The organism is Rossellomorea sp. FS2 (assembly GCF_047915635.1).
GTDB classification, from domain to species: Bacteria; Bacillota; Bacilli; order Bacillales; family Bacillaceae_B; genus Rossellomorea; species Rossellomorea marisflavi_A.
The window spans coordinates 1,014,368-1,028,933 of sequence record NZ_JBLRVS010000004.1; the positions used below are offsets into that span (position 1 = coordinate 1,014,368).

Below are 14,566 nucleotides of genomic sequence, written 5' to 3' on the forward strand. Positions count from 1 at the left end.
ACATCAGCTACACCTCCCGCAGGAGTCTTCGTCTTGCACTCCAATCAACCGCTGGAAACAATGAAATAGTAATGTTCTTTAAATAACTTAAAAACCCGAATTCATTTGCCTTATTGCAAGCAAGTGAATTCGGGTTTTACTATGACTAATACACTTTCGTCACAGCTTTTTCATCGGGTATACTTTTGGGAAGGCTGGTAGCTTGCCTTCATCATATATTCATATTGCAGGAGTTTCACTTCGAATAAGGTGATCGGGTCGAAATATCTTTCGGGATCCGCCTTCATCTCGCTCAGAAGTTCCTTGTCCTCCTTGATTTCCCCTTCCGTGCCTTTGATGGTCAAAGACAGCTGATGGAAAGGTTCTGCATAGAAGGAGCGGATATCCTGTTCCAATGATTTTTCGAAAAGATCGAACTGAAGGAAGAATTTCGTCACAACGGATTCTGTGATATCCCCGTAGTCCTCATTCTCCAAGTACCGTTTGTACTGATTGTAGAGGAGCGTCTTGTTCTGAGGCAGTACGCCCAAGAGCTTCCCGGCGCTCTTTAATAGGAACTGGGCAGGCTTGAAGCGGAGAAGGATATTCTCCTTATCGATCTGCGCCCTCGTTCCCATGCGGCTTACATCCCGTCTCCAGTCATCGAGCACCTGATCATCACATTGAAGGACGACGCGTTCTTCCCCGAACAGTCCATTAAAAGTCGAACTCATCTCGTAGAGATACTCCTGGCTTTCCTGCAGTTCATGCTTCGAAGCTGCCATCCATTCCTGAAGGGAATCGAGGTATCTCGGCATGAGATCGTTCTGGAGATATTCCTGTATCCGCGTATTCATCGCTTCATTGAGCTCGGTATGGATATTTTTATAGTCACTTTCCTCGTTAATCAGTTCAGAGCACTTATGCAGGATATTCGGGATTTCCGTCCTGATTTCCTTTTTGACCGCTTCTTTGCGCTCGTGGAAGGAATCTTTGATCAGAGCGATTTTCTCTCCCTGCATATCACCGAGATGATTGTGGAATCCATTCAGTCGTGACAGGATGTCTTCATTTTTTGCAATGCTTTCTTTCAAGGCGATTTCTTTATTCTTGCGGATCGAATACAGATCCTTCAAGGTTTTACGCACGAGGTAGAAGAGCTTCGTCCCTCTCTCTGCTTTGATATACGCGGGACTCATATCATAATGGCGGGTCATGAATGCTTCTACACCTGTACGCTGGATGGAAACGGCCTCAAGGGACGAATACGGCAGCACTTCCGCTTCAGGGAACCACTCCTTCGCCTTTCGTTCCACGGACTCGATCACATCATCGGGATGTACCCCCACCTTATCCATTTTGTTCAGCAGGAAGTTGATCTTGACGGGCTGATCGATTTCCTGCAGCCTGCGGAGCACTTGACGGTCCTCGGCATTGAACGGAGCCTCGGCGTTCAGCACGTACAGCAGACCGTCTGCCACCGGATAGAACGAAGCAAGATCATCCTGATGCCTTTGACCGACCTGGACATCGATAAGTACGGCACTGTTTTTCTTCAGGAAGTCTGAAGGGATCTTGTACTCAACGAACGCTTCCCTGTGCATCACTTCTTCGAAATCAGCGATGCTCTCCACCCGGCGGACGCCTTCCCCATGGATTTCACTTACTTCGACAGGCTGGTCGTGATAGGTGTAGACCACAGTGGAGCCTTCTGATTCCCCGATACTCTCACCAAGGACAGACTGCACGAAGGAAGACTTTCCACTTGAAACGCTTCCTGCGACGACAATATGGTTCCTGCTGTAATCCATCAGCTGCTCGGACATCCATTTTGTCTTGTAGCCTACAGGTACGCGGTTCGATTCAGACCAGGCCATGATCCGGTTAAGGAAGAGGAGGACATCCTCAAAGCGGGCATCTTCTGCCGACTCGATGAGCAGCGCCTCGGCTTCTTCCGCAACCCCGGGCTCAAGGGAATACGAGAACACATCGTTCCATGCAAGCACGGCAGAAGCCGCAAGCAGGGAAGATCCGGCACGGCTCACTTTGAGCCAGTTTGTCACAAGACCAGGCATGAAGGGCTGCAGATCATGGATAAGATGACCACTTTCCATGAAGCCGTTGAAGGATTCCTTATAAAGGGAAAGGATATCATCCCACGATTCATGGGTCTCGACCTGGACGTATTCAAAAATGGTGTTGATCGTCTGCATCCACTCGATATGCAGGGCAGGTTCCACCTTATAGCTGTTCCAGAACGCCGAGACAAGTCCGCGGAATTGTCTTGAATCGCTCTCGTAGGAAGCAATGAGGAGGTCGTGGAAGTACGCAGGGGCAAACGATGTGATATACCCTTTGACCGCGTATTCCTCAAGAACGGAAAACCATTTGCCGTCCTTCGTGCGGAGCGCTTCCCTCACTGCAAGCTCGATGGCATTATTCCAATCCTGCTGGCCCTCGTAGAACGCACGGGCGATCGATGAAACATTTGGATAGTCCGGGTCGATGCCGAGCGCCTTCTCGATGACACGGTATGCTTCCTGAATCTTCTCACGTTCAATGTAAAGGGAGAATAATTGCAGGGATACCTCCATCGTCAGTACGACTCCGTCGGTTTGGATGGCCGTATATACATCTTCGGCGGAAGATAGCATCCCGAGCTCGTAATAAGCATCTGCGATATTCTTCTTCGCCCATGGCTCACGCTCGTTCTGTATGCTCTCCCACTTGAAGATGGCCGCTTCATAATCCTTGCAGTGGAAGTAGACTTCCCCTTGCGCAAAGCGGATATCAGTCAGGTCATAAGGCTCATTCTTCTGTTCTTCGACGAATGCAGCACCCAGGACCTCGATGGGATGGAGATTCCTTCCGGTGTCCCCTGTGAATGTTTCATGGAATGTTTTTTCCATTAGCAGTTTTTCTTCTGTCATAATATCCTCCGTTAAATGCGGAACCAACGATCCGCAGACTGATCTATTTCTATCATTCTAACAGAATTTCACCGTGATAAAATGTCATTTCCTTTTCATTTTGCGAATGGTCCTTTATACCATGGTCGCATAGACCTTCATTCATTACAGAACAAAGGACTATCCACTTCCAATGGCGGCATAACCGCATTGAAAAGGGATAGTCCTATCATCATACCACTGTCGCGCGACTCGTAAACTACGAGGCAGCCTGATGCACCAATTTCTTCTTCCTCCCGTGGAAAATCGCGATAAAAAAGGCAGCCAGCAGGAAAACACTTGAGATCTGGAACAAGATCCCGATCTCGATATACTGTGCCAGTACACCGAATACGAGCCCGCTCAGCCCGATTCCGAGATCGATGGATGAGAAGAACATTCCATTTGCGACTCCGCGTCTGTGCTCCGGTGTCAACGACAAGGTCCAGGATTGAAGCGTCGGAATCAGGGAACCGAAACCTATTCCGAATAAAACTCCTGCAATGGAGATCATGACATCCGAATGGGCATACGAGAGCACCCACATTCCGATGAACGTCACGGCAATGCAGAACAGGACGAGCCCCTTCGGCCCCTTCTGATCGAACCATTTCCCCGCAATCGGCCTTGAGAGCGACGCCAAGATCGCATTGAAGAGGTAGAAGAGGAAGATATGGTCGATGCCCCGTTCGTCTCCGAATATCACGATGAATGTCACGATCGTGCCGTAGCCGAAGGTGATGACGATCGTGATGAAAGCCGGGAACCAACTTGACTTTTCAATAAGGGAGTCCCGATAGGAAAAGGTCAGGTTCTCTTTTTTCGTCTCCTTGACGACCTTCGGGGTCTGATAGCGCACAACCGCCAGCAGTAGCACCGCAATGAGTCCCAATATACCAGAGGTGATGATCAGATTCGTGAAGGTCGTGACCTGGTAAAGGTAGATTCCGAGACTCGGAGCGATGATCATGCCGATCGTGATCGACAACCCGTAATAGCCCATCCCCTCACCAAGCCTTGATTTCGGGACCACATCAACGGCCGCAGTGCCGTTGACCGTCGTGGACCATCCCCACACCAGACCGTGAACGAACCTGAACAACAGGAAGATCAGGACGACGCTGGATAGAGGATAGATGATCGTGATGGCGAGGAGCATGGCCGCTCCCCCCAAGACGAGGGGCTTCCTTTCTTTATACTCAAGCATGAAACCGATGAACGGACGGCTGAGGACCGCACCGAGGGAAAATAATGTTGTGACCAGTCCGATTTCAAAACCCGATGCCCCAATCGATTTGATATAGGGCGGAAGCGTCGGGATGAGCATCTGGAATGACATGAATACAAACAGGTTCCCTACCATCAACATCACAAAAGACCGTGTCCACAAGGGATCTTTTGCATGAATCATAGAAACCCTCCTCTCTTCTGACTTCGTTCCGCTGGGGAGGCAGGTTTTTGCCGGAGCCGTAACCACCTCCGGCTTCCCTTACCCGACTGGGATACATCCTCCCTCCCCTGCGATACGACTATTTCGAATTACTAAATAATAACACAAAGTTGTAGGAAGATGGCGCTTTTATAAGGAAAGTCCGGATTTTTCCACTATTTCAAGGAACCCTTGGACCTTCACCGTTGAAATGACTGGGTATTCCACTATAATGAGAGTCAGACAAGTGGAAAAATTCAAACAGAATGGAGGATGACATGTGGATTATTCCTTACGTCATTTAGGAGATCATGCCCTCGTCATCGAGGCAGGTTCCTCCATCGATCACGCTACCCATGTGAAAGTCAGGAGCATCTGTTCTGCCATCGAAGAAGCCGATCCAGCCTGGATCACCGATATCGTACCAGCTTTCACCACGGTCACACTTCACTACGATCCTATGAAGCTCGAACACCCGGACCGCCTCCCTTACGAAACGGTAATGAATAGAATACATACGATCCTTTCTTCCATCCCTCCCGGAGCCGAGGAAGAGCCAAGGACAATCGAGATACCGGTCTGCTATGGGGGCGACTTCGGACCGGACTTGGAGTCTGTGGCAGAATGGAATGACCTGACTCCCGAAAAGGTGATAGAGTTGCACTCCGGTTCTCCTTACCTGGTTCATATGATTGGTTTTTCCCCCGGATTTCCGTATCTCGGCGGCATGCCTGAAGAAATCGCTACTCCGCGAAGAAAGGAGCCGCGTCTCCGGGTTCCACGTGGCTCCGTCGGCATCGCCGGAAGCCAGACAGGCATCTATCCCCTGGAAAGCCCGGGTGGCTGGCAGCTGATCGGCCGGACACCTGTCGCTCTGTTCGACACTCAGGCTTGTCCCCCCGGCATATTACAGGCAGGCGACCGCCTCCGATTCAAACCCATTACCCCTCAAGAATATAAAGAAATGGAGGCCAGCCGATGATTGAAGTCTTAAAACCCGGATTACTGACGACCATACAGGATTTGGGAAGGACGGGGTTCCAGCAGTACGGAGTCTCCGTAAGCGGCAGCATCGATCACCTTGCCCATAAAGTGGCGAATTTATTAGCGGGTAACGAGAGCGGTGCAGCCTTGATCGAAATCACCCTTACAGGACCTCACCTGCGTTTCCACGGGCAGACCCTCCTCTCCATTTGCGGAGCCGATTTCTCCCCGACCATCAACGGGGTTCCACAGCCGCTCTGGAAGCCCCTTAGAGTGGATGAGGGGGACATCCTCCGGTTCGGCACCCCGAAAGAAGGATGCCGTGCTTATCTGGCCGTTGCCGGCGGGATCGAAGTACCTGAAGTGATGGGTAGCCATAGCACCTACCTCCGGACAGGGATCGGGGGGTATAGGGGCAGGGCGTTACAAAAGGGTGACAGGCTTACTGTTGGCACCCCCTCATGCCTTGCCAAGGAAATGAGCAATGAGCTCTCCATGAACCCCCAAACGGACTGGTCGATCCCATATGAGCTCATCGGTCACGCCCGTTCGCGGACAATCCGTATCATGCCGGGAAATGAGTATGGCCACTTCCAGAAGGAAAGTCGGGAGGCACTTTTCAATCAAATCTACACTGTGTCTCCCCGGTCGGACCGGATGGGCTGCCGCTTATCGGGACCCGCCCTTCAGACCGAAGCTCATCGGGACATGATTTCCGAAGCCGTCACATCCGGTACCATCCAGGTACCACCTGACGGGCAGCCCATCATCCTCCTTGCCGACCGGCAGACCACAGGGGGGTACCCAAAGATTGCCGAAGTTGCTTCAATCGATTTGCCGCGGATCGCCCAGGCGAAGCCCGGGGATGAACTGAGATTTGCCCCCATCACCCACGAAGAGGCCCAGGGACTGTATCTCCAGCGCGAAAGACAGCTAAGGGAACTCCGGCAGGGAATCTCCCTCAAATACGTGTGAAGACAGCGAAAGCGCCCTTCAAAAAGAAGGACGCTTTTGTTTATTCCGTTATGATCTGTTTCACGCGACCCACTTGTCCGTCTTGCAGGCGGACCTTGATGCCGTGCGGATGCTGAGGCGAATTGGTCAGGATATCTTTGACGATCCCCCTGGTCAACGCACCGGAGCGCTGATCTTTCTTCAGGACGATATCCACTTCGATACCCGGTTTGATATTCACACGCTGTTGTCCGTTCATGTTCACTGCTCCTATCTTAGGACCTGTCAGTCCTCGTCTTTCACATCAGGGTCTTCCGGTATCGGCTCATTCCAATACTCGGCAAGCTGACGCTTCATCTTCTCCATCTGTTCAAGATGATGGGTGAATTGCTCTTTATAGATCAAATACCGCTCTCCATCGTGTACAGCCCGGACCTTCCGTTCAAGGATGAGGCTTTCGATATAGGCAACAGGGAGGGAGAGATACTCTGCTGTTTCTTCAATCGTCAGATACATGGGGGTCCCCTTCCCATTCAATACGCGCGACGGCTTCGCAATGCATCGTTTGCGGGAACATATCCACCGGCTGTACCTCTTTCGTCCGGTAGCCGCCTGCTTCAAGGATCTTCAGATCCCTTGCCAAGGTGGCGGGGTTGCAAGACACGTAGACCACCTTCTTCGGCTTCATGGAAAGGATGGTGTTCAAGAGTGCCTCATCACAGCCTTTACGTGGAGGGTCGACGACTAGGACATCGGCTTTGATGCCCTTCTCATACCAGGAAGGAATGACGACTTCGGCGGGACCTGCCTCGAATTCTACATTATCCATCCCGTTCAACACCGCATTCTTCCGCGCATCCTCGATGGCCTGAGGGACAATTTCCACTCCATACACTTTCTTCGCCTTCTGCGCAAGGAATAATGAAATGGTACCGATTCCGCAGTAGGCATCGATGACTGTTTCTTCTCCCTGCAGGTCGGCAAATGTCAAAGCCTGATCATAAAGGACCTTGGTCTGCTCGGGATTCACCTGATAGAATGACCGTGCCGAGATGGCGAACTTCACATCCCCGATGCTGTCATGGATGACTTCTTCTCCCCAGAGCACCCGGGTGTCGTCCCCCATAATCACATTCGTCCGTTTGCCGTTTACATTGTGGACGATGGATTTCAGACCGCTGATCGATTCGGTGAGCCCCTTGATCAAGGTCTCTTTATGAGGAAGATCTTTGGTCCGCGTGACAATGACCACCATGACTTCACCCGTGGTGAATGCGGTCCTCGTCATGATGTGACGGAGGACACCCTTGTGGGCCTGTTCATTATAGGGCTGGATACCAAGCTCTGCGCAAAGCTCCTTCACCTTCTGGATGACCTCATCATTCTTCTCATACTGGATGATGCAGTGATCCATATCAATGATTTCATGGCTTCGCTTCTGATAGAATCCGGCCACCAACCTGCCATCTTGAAGCCCGACGGGTACCTGTGCCTTGTTACGGTAACGCCACGGATCTTCCATACCAAGGACAGGATGGACAGGGAGATCGCGAAGCTTCCCGATTCTCTCGAGGACATCGCGGACGTTCTTTTCTTTTGCCTGAAGCTGCCCGTCATACGTCATATGCTGGATTTGGCACCCGCCACATTCCGAATAGATCGGACAGGGAGGCTCCTGCCTGAAGGGACTGTCACTGTGCCTTTCCACCAGGCGCCCGAATCCGAAGCCTTTTCCGACCTTCACAACTTTGACGCGACCGGTTTCCCCAGGAAGGGCGTCCGGCACGAAAATCGGGAACCCCTCCACTTTTGTCACGCCATTTCCATCATGGGTCAAATCCTCGAATCGTGCATCTTCTATATATTCATTTTTTGTAATGGGTACTATTCTTTTCATGTCGATCTTCCTTTTCAGATTTCATCTCATGATTGTACCATAAACACGTCCGCGGGACGAAATTAGGAAGGGGTTTCAGCCTTCATCCCCGGACGGATGGACCGGATGGCCGCCTGCAGATAGGAGATGAAACGCTCGTCGCCCTCCCCTTCTTCGATCGCTTCCTGGATGCAGACAAAATTATCGATCAGATGGTCTGGTTTCATGCCTCTGCTCACCAGGACGCTGTTCAACCAAACGGCGTAGTCGACGAAAACCTTCTCTTCCCCCACATCCGCAGCCGATTGTAGATAGTTGAAATGGTGGACATTGTCCTCCCGGCACTTTCTCCGCCCTTCTTCACCGAATCGATCCTGAAGTTCCGGATAACGCTTATATAGCTTTTCCACGACATCATCAATCAAGAGTTGGTCCTGCATCAGTATGCCACCACCTTGAACTTATCGATGGATGGCACGATGGCAGCAAGCCCCTGATCCGGGTATTTCTTCTCAAGCTCATGAATCCTCTTGAAATCTTCCCCCTGAACCCAAGTCAGGAAATGTTTCTTTGTATCCCATTCCATATGTACTGTTATTTCCCCAGACTTCTTCTCATTTTGCAAAAGCAGGAAGCGCTGAAATCCTTCCGCCTGATCCACCAGTCCGGAACGATTTTGGTAGATGGAGATGACTTCATCGGCTTTTTCCGGCGGAACATTGAATGTTGAATGAACGATATACATGGCCCTCACCCTTTCATGGCTCATTGGTCGTACTTGTTTCATACACTGTACCACACGAGGTATTAGTCAGGAAACAATTCCTATTGACCGGAAGCCGGATTTACGAGAATATGAGGGCGATGAACCCCATCCCCTAGGGCTTTTCAGTGGAAAGTCTGTCAATTCCTGACTCGTTTACCTTCACCGCTCAAGGGGAATGGTGGTAGGTAGAAACCAGCATCGTGCCGGAACAAAGTAGGTAGATACTATGAATGAAGAATTTCTTGTAAATATGATCTTGCTCATGAACGTCCTGATAGGGGTATTCCTCACCCTGAAGACCCGCAGCTGGTGGCTCCCATACATACTGATAGGCCTGACATTCCTCGTCCTGACATTCGGATTCGGCGTTTCGCTCCTGTTGAAATCGGAAACCATACTCGCCTACCTTTTCGTTTTCGTAGTCAGCCAGCTTATCTGGGTTTTCTTCTACGTCATGGCCGCCCACATCCTTTCATGGGTCGTCCGGAAGGTCCCTTTTCGTCATAAGCAGCAGATCGGATGGATTTTCCTGATCGGCTTCCCGGTCGTCTTTTATCTGGTCGTCCTCATGTAGAAGAATAACGGATCACGACAAAAAACCGGATTCCATGCATTTCGATTGAAATCGCAATGGTCATCCGGTTTTTTAATTCTTCATCACAGTGCCTTGTCTTCCGGTCGGATCTTATCTAACGGGACAAACACCTGGAGATGGCGGTAAAGATTCTCGAATTCGGCTGGAAGGACACCACCGAGCTCGCCGTCTACGTTCAGCTGCACTTTTTCCTTCGCCTTGATCTTGATGCGGTTGGCCTGCGTATAAATGACGTGCGGATCCTTGACATGATCCCCTCTTAGGGCCATGGACGCAATCCGGATGAATTCTGCCAGGTTGGTCTTTTTCAGTATCAACAAAGAGAATAATCCATCATTGATCGACGCATCCGGGGCAAGCTTCTCAAAGCCGCCGACAGAGTTTGTCAGACCGATCAAAAACAGCATCGCTTCCCCTTCGAACAGTTTCCCGTCATACTCGATCGATACATCGGTCGGCTTGATGGAAGGGAGCATTTCGATGCCTTTCAAGTAATAGGCGAGCTGTCCGATCATCGTCTTCAGCTTGCTCGGCACTTCATATGTAAGTTCCGTGATCCTTCCGCCACCTGCGATATTGATGAAGTAGCGATCATTCATACGTCCGATATCGACCGGTATCGACTCGCCCTTCGTGATGATATCGATGGCAGAACTGATATCCCTCGGAATATGGAGGGCCCTGGCAAAGTCATTCGTCGTTCCCATAGGGACGATCCCAAGCTTGGGACGGTAGTCCTGTTCGGCAAGACCGTTCACGACTTCATTGAGCGTGCCGTCCCCGCCTGCAGCCACCACGATATCATAACGCCGCTCCACGGCGATCTGAGCAGCCTTTGTTGCATCCCCTTCACAGATCGTTGCATGGACAGAGGTTTCGTAACCTGCCTGTTCCAGCTTGATCAGTACTTCGGCAAGATGCTTCTTGAAGAGCTCCCTCCCGGAAGTAGGATTATATATAATTCTTGCTCGTTTCATCCATCATCATCCTAATCTTATTTGAATTCCATAAGTCTGTTCGTTTCCACTAGTACCATCATACACATATACGTCCGAAATATTCATTTGGGCATCTGACCCGACGCACAATATCATACCTCTTTTCAAAAGAAAAATCTAATGAATTGTCAATGTGTGGAGGATTGTCACGGAAAAAGATCAATCTTCCTGTCTTCAAGGAAGCGGATTGAATCACGGAGAGCCAAGGAATCGAATTGATACACTTCCTGGATGATTTCCTTCCATTTTTCAAAGTCCTTCATTTGATATTCGCGGATATTCCGGTAGGTCATGACCTTCAGGGACCGGTTCCTGAGGAAGTAGCATTGATTGCCTTGGAAGCGGACCGCAGTGATCCTCCTCATCGTGACATTTTCGTCCGTATCGGCATAGGAAGCTTCGATATCCGGTACAAGCTCTTCCTCATCAAGGGGCACCCATTCGATCACTTTTTTTACGAACGATTTCCCATTGGAGCGCCTGTCGATTTCGAACTCGACATGGTCCTTCTTCGAGAAGATGATCTCTTCACCGAATCCATGGAGGATGTGCTTTTGTCTGGACTCAAGCTCGATCGGCTTCATGATGGGGGATCCATACCCTACATCGACATATAGTTTCCTGCCGTCTATGGTGACCATCAGACCGAGATGACCGGGCTTGACACGTACAAAGTGGCATTCAAACCCGAGACGCGTCAGAAGCCTGCCAAAGTTGATGTTCAATGTGAAACACGTCCCGCCCCACCCCCTTGAATGGAGATTGTCCACAAAGGTATCAAGGGACGGCACATACGTCTCGCCTGAATTAAAGTAATGGAATTTGCTGAATGTCTCATAGGGGATCTTAAGAAGATGCTGGCCAATGAGGCGCTGGAGATAATTGAGCGTCGGCTTTTCTATTTTCATATGTAAAAATTCCACATAGTTCGCTACTGCATGCATGCTATCACTCTTTCTGCATAATCATTTCCTTCAGGGCTGCAGACCCCTTCTCTTCATGATAAAGGATTTTGCCCAGGGATTCCCGTTACGAAATTGTTTCAGTAGGTTCATGATAGCAAAAAAGCGGCCATACGGCCGCTCTTTAATTCTTTGTCCCTTCCGACATCTGTCTCACATTTCGATCAACGGTCTTGTTCAGGTCGGGGGTGAATCCATTCTTCATTCGTTCATTCTCTTGTTGGAAGTAGGCTTTGACTTCGTCATCGAATTCAATCTCGATGAGATCACGCAGGTCCGTGATCCTGAGGGCGATCATGATGGATACAAGATGGGCGACGGTGAGTGACTTTTTCTTAAAGTTCACCAACTCATTGATCGTTGCCACACGCAACCCGGTCAAGCGATGAAGGTCCCCCTGCGTCAATCCTCTTTCTTTTAGGATATCTCCTAATTTTATGTGAATTTTATGGGGAAATTTATTCAGTGATTCAATCACGATTGAATTTGTCTTCTGGTGGATCACATTGCTTCAACTCCTCATTCATAAACATCTTACCGTGAATGTCAGTGTTCGTGAACCGGCAAAAACTACCAATATATGAGGTACTAATTACCATTACCCCATGTATTCGCATCCAAAACAAAAAGGTACGGTTTTCCCATACCTTTTGTCATCTCCCGTTACATCAGGATGCTCTGAACGAGGCTTGTTTTCAGGCTGTCATAGACTTCCTGCCAAATTGTCTTGTCCGTAGAATATAAATTCCCGAGTCGTTGAATCATTTCCTTTTTCTTCAGTGGGAAATCCTCATGATCCTTAGGTGGCAGCTTGGCGTTCTCATCATCTACCACTTTCTTCACCATAGGGGCCCTCGGTCCCCAGACCATGCGTTCCTTTCCTTCTCCATCGATAAAGATGAAGATCGGGATCGAACGCGACGTCCCGTTGGTCAGATACTGATCCATGAGTTCAAGATTTTCATCCCTCAGAATCATCTTCACCTCGATACCAGCCGCTTCGGCAAGCTTCAACAGAATGGGGATATTGACCATGGCATCTCCGCACCAATCTTCTGTGATGGCAATCACCTTCAGGGAATGCTCCCCGATCCGCTCCAGCAACTCACGGTCCTCTTCAGGAATCGAGAATTTTTCCAGGATCGAAGCCGTCCGTTCTTTGTTTTCCTTCATATATTCTAAATAGGCGTCAGATGACATCGCCTTTTGATACCACTGCATCAAGTCCATAAAAGGTTCCTCCTTCAATCGGCATAGTGAGAAATGAATTGTCTCATTATGCCTATAAGCATATAATATAAGAAAACGTGAGATAAGGGTAGATTTATTATCGTCCGGTTCACTTTTGTTCACATGTAGACAGTATTCGTGTAGAGTGCCCGTTTTCTAGGGGTCATGGAAAATCATTCTCACCCTTTCCACCTCTCACTATACCAAATAACGGTAAAAACACCTTGACATAACAATGACCATCCACTACATTTATTTTTGTCGATATCTGTTCGTCCACCCCGGGAGAAAAAAAAAGAATAGCGCGAGGCTATCCGGAATTTCGGTACTCCAGAGGGTGAATGGGTCAAGAAGAGAAGTATCCCCGGTACATCTTTCCTTTACAGAAAAAAAGCTGACTCATCGTCAGTGGTTGATTCTCACACATTTTGTGACTTACCTAATATTTGTGCAACTTTTTTGTAGTAGTAGTTCAGCTCGACCAGGTTATCTGCCTCCTTCAGCCGTTCTAGATACTGCTGGGCTTTGGCATACTGCTCAGGTGGCAGTTCAACCTTGATTCTTTTGTTCTTCCACATCGTCAACAGGTTTCACCTCATTATGATTTGAAGATCCTCCCTTAGAGGTCAGTTCGAGCTGATAATGAGATAGCTCTTGAATATAAGACGCCTTCGTCTCTGCAAGATTTTGTTCGATTTTTCGCGTGATGACGGAACTTCCCCCGATTCCCGATAATAAACTGATATAGATGATATACCAGACCGGGACTGTATCAACAACTGGCAGCACGGATATGAATCCGGCCAATACCCCGATGATGATGTCCTTGACCGAACCAAACACATAGTGTTTCTCACCCTGGTCATCGATGAATTTCCGTGGGAAAGTGAAATGACCATTCTTGAATACCAGGATATGTCCCAAGCCCCCAATACCACCCATCAACATTGGTAACAGAATCACTTCGATTATGGACATTCTATCCACCCTCTGGAATCATTTACTATTATTATATTTTATTTACAGAAAATTCAGAATAAGCAATTGGACGCAATTTTGTCCATCAAAGGAGCAGGAAAATGAGGAAAATCGTGATGAAAGTCTCGTCTGTCGACAAACTTCGATTCCAAAACTATATGATGCACTTAAAACGGGCAGAATCCAAGATCGAAGCCGATACGTATTACCGTCTCGCCAAGCAGATCCTCGAAAAGGCCAAACGAAACAACAAGTGATGCTGACGCATGAATTTATCGCGCTCTGACCCGGAGCACCATAACTTGATGCGTCACCTGCACTCTACACTATCTTATTCACCCCAAACTCGTCTCATAACCCACACCTTACCCCGCCCTCACACTGCACACTGATAAAACGTCCAAGGAACAACAACAATCCACCCAACCAAAAAGCCCCCGCAACATGCAGGGGCCCTCCAACTTGCCACACCCTGAACATTCAAACCAAGAAAGCGGCACCTTCACCTATACATAAACAGCTCGATGAAATCCATTCCCCTTCCACTCCCAAATTCAAAACCAAAAGAGTGAATTGAAATACGCTCGACTCCAGCGGGATAGAAGGAGAAGCGAGACACCGCAGGCACGAGGAGGCTCGACACCCTCCCCGCGGAAAGCAAGCACCTGTGGCGAAAAGGAACGGTCCATATACGACCACTTACTTATTAAGAATCGGAAATGCAAGATCCAGCCTCAATACGCCCCGCAAGATCCAATGTAATCCCCCACCTCCAATCCACATCCAGAACCAAAGAGTGCATTGAAGCGGAAGGCGCTTGACTCCAGCGGAATAGGAGGAGAAGCGAGACACCGCAGGCACGAGGAG

General features: G+C 49.3%; 17 protein-coding genes. 4 read left to right on the top strand and 13 right to left on the bottom strand.

The genetic code is table 11. From position 1 onward, the window contains the following. Positions 1 to 170: 170 nt before the first annotated feature. On the bottom strand, positions 171 to 2,909 hold the full coding sequence (locus ACNA6I_RS16225; protein WP_048014884.1) for a hypothetical protein: 2,739 nt from the start codon (positions 2,907 to 2,909) through the stop codon (positions 171 to 173). Between the two features lie 238 nt (positions 2,910 to 3,147). Next, entirely contained in the window at positions 3,148 to 4,338 is a 1,191-nt protein-coding gene (locus tag ACNA6I_RS16230; RefSeq protein ID WP_048012162.1) for an MFS transporter, read from the bottom strand. Positions 4,339 to 4,636: 298 nt separating this feature from the next. Here ACNA6I_RS16230 and pxpB point away from each other — a divergent pair, with 298 nt between their 5' ends. Both pxpB and ACNA6I_RS16240 read left to right on the top strand, forming a co-directional pair. Continuing rightward, positions 4,637 to 5,338 carry a 5-oxoprolinase subunit PxpB gene (gene pxpB / locus ACNA6I_RS16235; protein ID WP_148797203.1) on the top strand — a complete coding sequence of 234 codons (702 nt, stop codon included), beginning with the start codon at positions 4,637 to 4,639 and terminating at the stop codon, positions 5,336 to 5,338. Continuing rightward, on the top strand, positions 5,335 to 6,315 hold the full coding sequence (locus ACNA6I_RS16240) for a biotin-dependent carboxyltransferase family protein (protein WP_416313749.1): 981 nt from the start codon (positions 5,335 to 5,337) through the stop codon (positions 6,313 to 6,315). Before pxpB ends, ACNA6I_RS16240 begins: the two co-directional genes overlap by 4 nt. Positions 6,316 to 6,355: 40 nt before the next feature. Here ACNA6I_RS16240 and ACNA6I_RS16245 read toward each other — a convergent pair whose 3' ends face one another. The 5 genes from ACNA6I_RS16245 to ACNA6I_RS16265 all read right to left on the bottom strand — a co-directional run bounded on the left by ACNA6I_RS16245 (position 6,356) and on the right by ACNA6I_RS16265 (position 8,915). After that, positions 6,356 to 6,553, bottom strand: coding sequence for a YwbE family protein (locus tag ACNA6I_RS16245; RefSeq protein WP_048007545.1), 198 nt, complete (start codon positions 6,551 to 6,553; stop codon positions 6,356 to 6,358). A 26-nt stretch (positions 6,554 to 6,579) separates the two neighbouring features. Beyond that, positions 6,580 to 6,810, bottom strand: coding sequence for an excisionase family DNA-binding protein (locus ACNA6I_RS16250; RefSeq protein WP_048007544.1), 231 nt, complete (start codon positions 6,808 to 6,810; stop codon positions 6,580 to 6,582). Continuing rightward, on the bottom strand, positions 6,794 to 8,191 hold the full coding sequence (gene rlmD / locus ACNA6I_RS16255) for a 23S rRNA (uracil(1939)-C(5))-methyltransferase RlmD (protein WP_148797209.1): 1,398 nt from the start codon (positions 8,189 to 8,191) through the stop codon (positions 6,794 to 6,796). The genes ACNA6I_RS16250 and rlmD overlap by 17 nt, the downstream gene beginning before the upstream one ends. Before the next feature lie 62 nt (positions 8,192 to 8,253). Then, the gene (locus ACNA6I_RS16260) at positions 8,254 to 8,610 is read right to left on the bottom strand and encodes a hypothetical protein (RefSeq protein WP_048007542.1); all 357 of its coding nucleotides are present in this window, start codon (positions 8,608 to 8,610) and stop codon (positions 8,254 to 8,256) included. Beyond that, positions 8,610 to 8,915 carry an antibiotic biosynthesis monooxygenase family protein gene (locus ACNA6I_RS16265; protein ID WP_048012157.1) on the bottom strand — a complete coding sequence of 102 codons (306 nt, stop codon included), beginning with the start codon at positions 8,913 to 8,915 and terminating at the stop codon, positions 8,610 to 8,612. Before ACNA6I_RS16265 ends, ACNA6I_RS16260 begins: the two co-directional genes overlap by 1 nt. 247 nt (positions 8,916 to 9,162) lie before the next feature. Between ACNA6I_RS16265 and ACNA6I_RS16270 the strand changes: the two genes are divergently transcribed. Further along, entirely contained in the window at positions 9,163 to 9,510 is a 348-nt protein-coding gene (locus tag ACNA6I_RS16270) for a hypothetical protein (protein ID WP_048012156.1), read from the top strand. Between the two features lie 83 nt (positions 9,511 to 9,593). Here the strand turns inward: ACNA6I_RS16270 and ACNA6I_RS16275 are convergent, their stop codons facing one another. The 6 genes from ACNA6I_RS16275 to ACNA6I_RS16300 form a co-directional block, all read right to left on the bottom strand. Next, positions 9,594 to 10,508 (bottom strand): diacylglycerol kinase, encoded by a 915-nt coding sequence (locus ACNA6I_RS16275; RefSeq protein ID WP_048007539.1) that lies wholly within the window; start codon positions 10,506 to 10,508, stop codon positions 9,594 to 9,596. 167 nt (positions 10,509 to 10,675) lie between these two features. Beyond that, positions 10,676 to 11,473 (bottom strand): arylamine N-acetyltransferase, encoded by a 798-nt coding sequence (locus tag ACNA6I_RS16280; RefSeq protein ID WP_048007538.1) that lies wholly within the window; start codon positions 11,471 to 11,473, stop codon positions 10,676 to 10,678. Positions 11,474 to 11,615: 142 nt separating this feature from the next. After that, complete coding sequence (locus ACNA6I_RS16285; RefSeq protein ID WP_048007537.1) at positions 11,616 to 11,996, bottom strand: helix-turn-helix domain-containing protein; 381 nt, start codon at positions 11,994 to 11,996, stop codon at positions 11,616 to 11,618. A 158-nt stretch (positions 11,997 to 12,154) separates the two neighbouring features. Next, entirely contained in the window at positions 12,155 to 12,721 is a 567-nt protein-coding gene (locus tag ACNA6I_RS16290; RefSeq protein ID WP_048007536.1) for a thioredoxin family protein, read from the bottom strand. 419 nt (positions 12,722 to 13,140) lie between these two features. After that, entirely contained in the window at positions 13,141 to 13,299 is a 159-nt protein-coding gene (locus tag ACNA6I_RS16295) for a hypothetical protein (RefSeq protein ID WP_156450566.1), read from the bottom strand. Beyond that, the gene (locus ACNA6I_RS16300) at positions 13,271 to 13,699 is read right to left on the bottom strand and encodes a DUF4257 domain-containing protein (protein WP_048007535.1); all 429 of its coding nucleotides are present in this window, start codon (positions 13,697 to 13,699) and stop codon (positions 13,271 to 13,273) included. Before ACNA6I_RS16300 ends, ACNA6I_RS16295 begins: the two co-directional genes overlap by 29 nt. 101 nt (positions 13,700 to 13,800) lie before the next feature. Here ACNA6I_RS16300 and ACNA6I_RS16305 point away from each other — a divergent pair, with 101 nt between their 5' ends. Further along, positions 13,801 to 13,956, top strand: coding sequence for a hypothetical protein (locus tag ACNA6I_RS16305; RefSeq protein WP_156183310.1), 156 nt, complete (start codon positions 13,801 to 13,803; stop codon positions 13,954 to 13,956). The last annotated feature ends 610 nt before the right edge of the window (positions 13,957 to 14,566 follow it).

Excerpts from the sequence above, each read along its gene's own strand:
- ACNA6I_RS16275 (WP_048007539.1), bottom strand. The coding sequence starts at position 10,508 with ATGAAACGAGCAAGAATTATATATAATCCTACTTCCGGGAGGGAGCTC.
- ACNA6I_RS16270 (WP_048012156.1), top strand. The coding sequence starts at position 9,163 with ATGAATGAAGAATTTCTTGTAAATATGATCTTGCTCATGAACGTCCTG.
- ACNA6I_RS16265 (WP_048012157.1), bottom strand. The coding sequence starts at position 8,915 with ATGTATATCGTTCATTCAACATTCAATGTTCCGCCGGAAAAAGCCGAT.
- rlmD (WP_148797209.1), bottom strand. The coding sequence starts at position 8,191 with ATGAAAAGAATAGTACCCATTACAAAAAATGAATATATAGAAGATGCA.
- ACNA6I_RS16290 (WP_048007536.1), bottom strand. The coding sequence starts at position 12,721 with ATGGACTTGATGCAGTGGTATCAAAAGGCGATGTCATCTGACGCCTAT.
- ACNA6I_RS16260 (WP_048007542.1), bottom strand. The coding sequence starts at position 8,610 with ATGCAGGACCAACTCTTGATTGATGATGTCGTGGAAAAGCTATATAAG.
- ACNA6I_RS16305 (WP_156183310.1), top strand. The coding sequence starts at position 13,801 with ATGAGGAAAATCGTGATGAAAGTCTCGTCTGTCGACAAACTTCGATTC.
- ACNA6I_RS16240 (WP_416313749.1), top strand. The coding sequence starts at position 5,335 with ATGATTGAAGTCTTAAAACCCGGATTACTGACGACCATACAGGATTTG.
- ACNA6I_RS16280 (WP_048007538.1), bottom strand. The coding sequence starts at position 11,473 with ATGCATGCAGTAGCGAACTATGTGGAATTTTTACATATGAAAATAGAA.
- ACNA6I_RS16245 (WP_048007545.1), bottom strand. The coding sequence starts at position 6,553 with ATGAACGGACAACAGCGTGTGAATATCAAACCGGGTATCGAAGTGGAT.
- ACNA6I_RS16250 (WP_048007544.1), bottom strand. The coding sequence starts at position 6,810 with ATGTATCTGACGATTGAAGAAACAGCAGAGTATCTCTCCCTCCCTGTT.
- ACNA6I_RS16300 (WP_048007535.1), bottom strand. The coding sequence starts at position 13,699 with ATGTCCATAATCGAAGTGATTCTGTTACCAATGTTGATGGGTGGTATT.
- ACNA6I_RS16230 (WP_048012162.1), bottom strand. The coding sequence starts at position 4,338 with ATGATTCATGCAAAAGATCCCTTGTGGACACGGTCTTTTGTGATGTTG.
- ACNA6I_RS16295 (WP_156450566.1), bottom strand. The coding sequence starts at position 13,299 with ATGTGGAAGAACAAAAGAATCAAGGTTGAACTGCCACCTGAGCAGTAT.
- ACNA6I_RS16225 (WP_048014884.1), bottom strand. The coding sequence starts at position 2,909 with ATGACAGAAGAAAAACTGCTAATGGAAAAAACATTCCATGAAACATTC.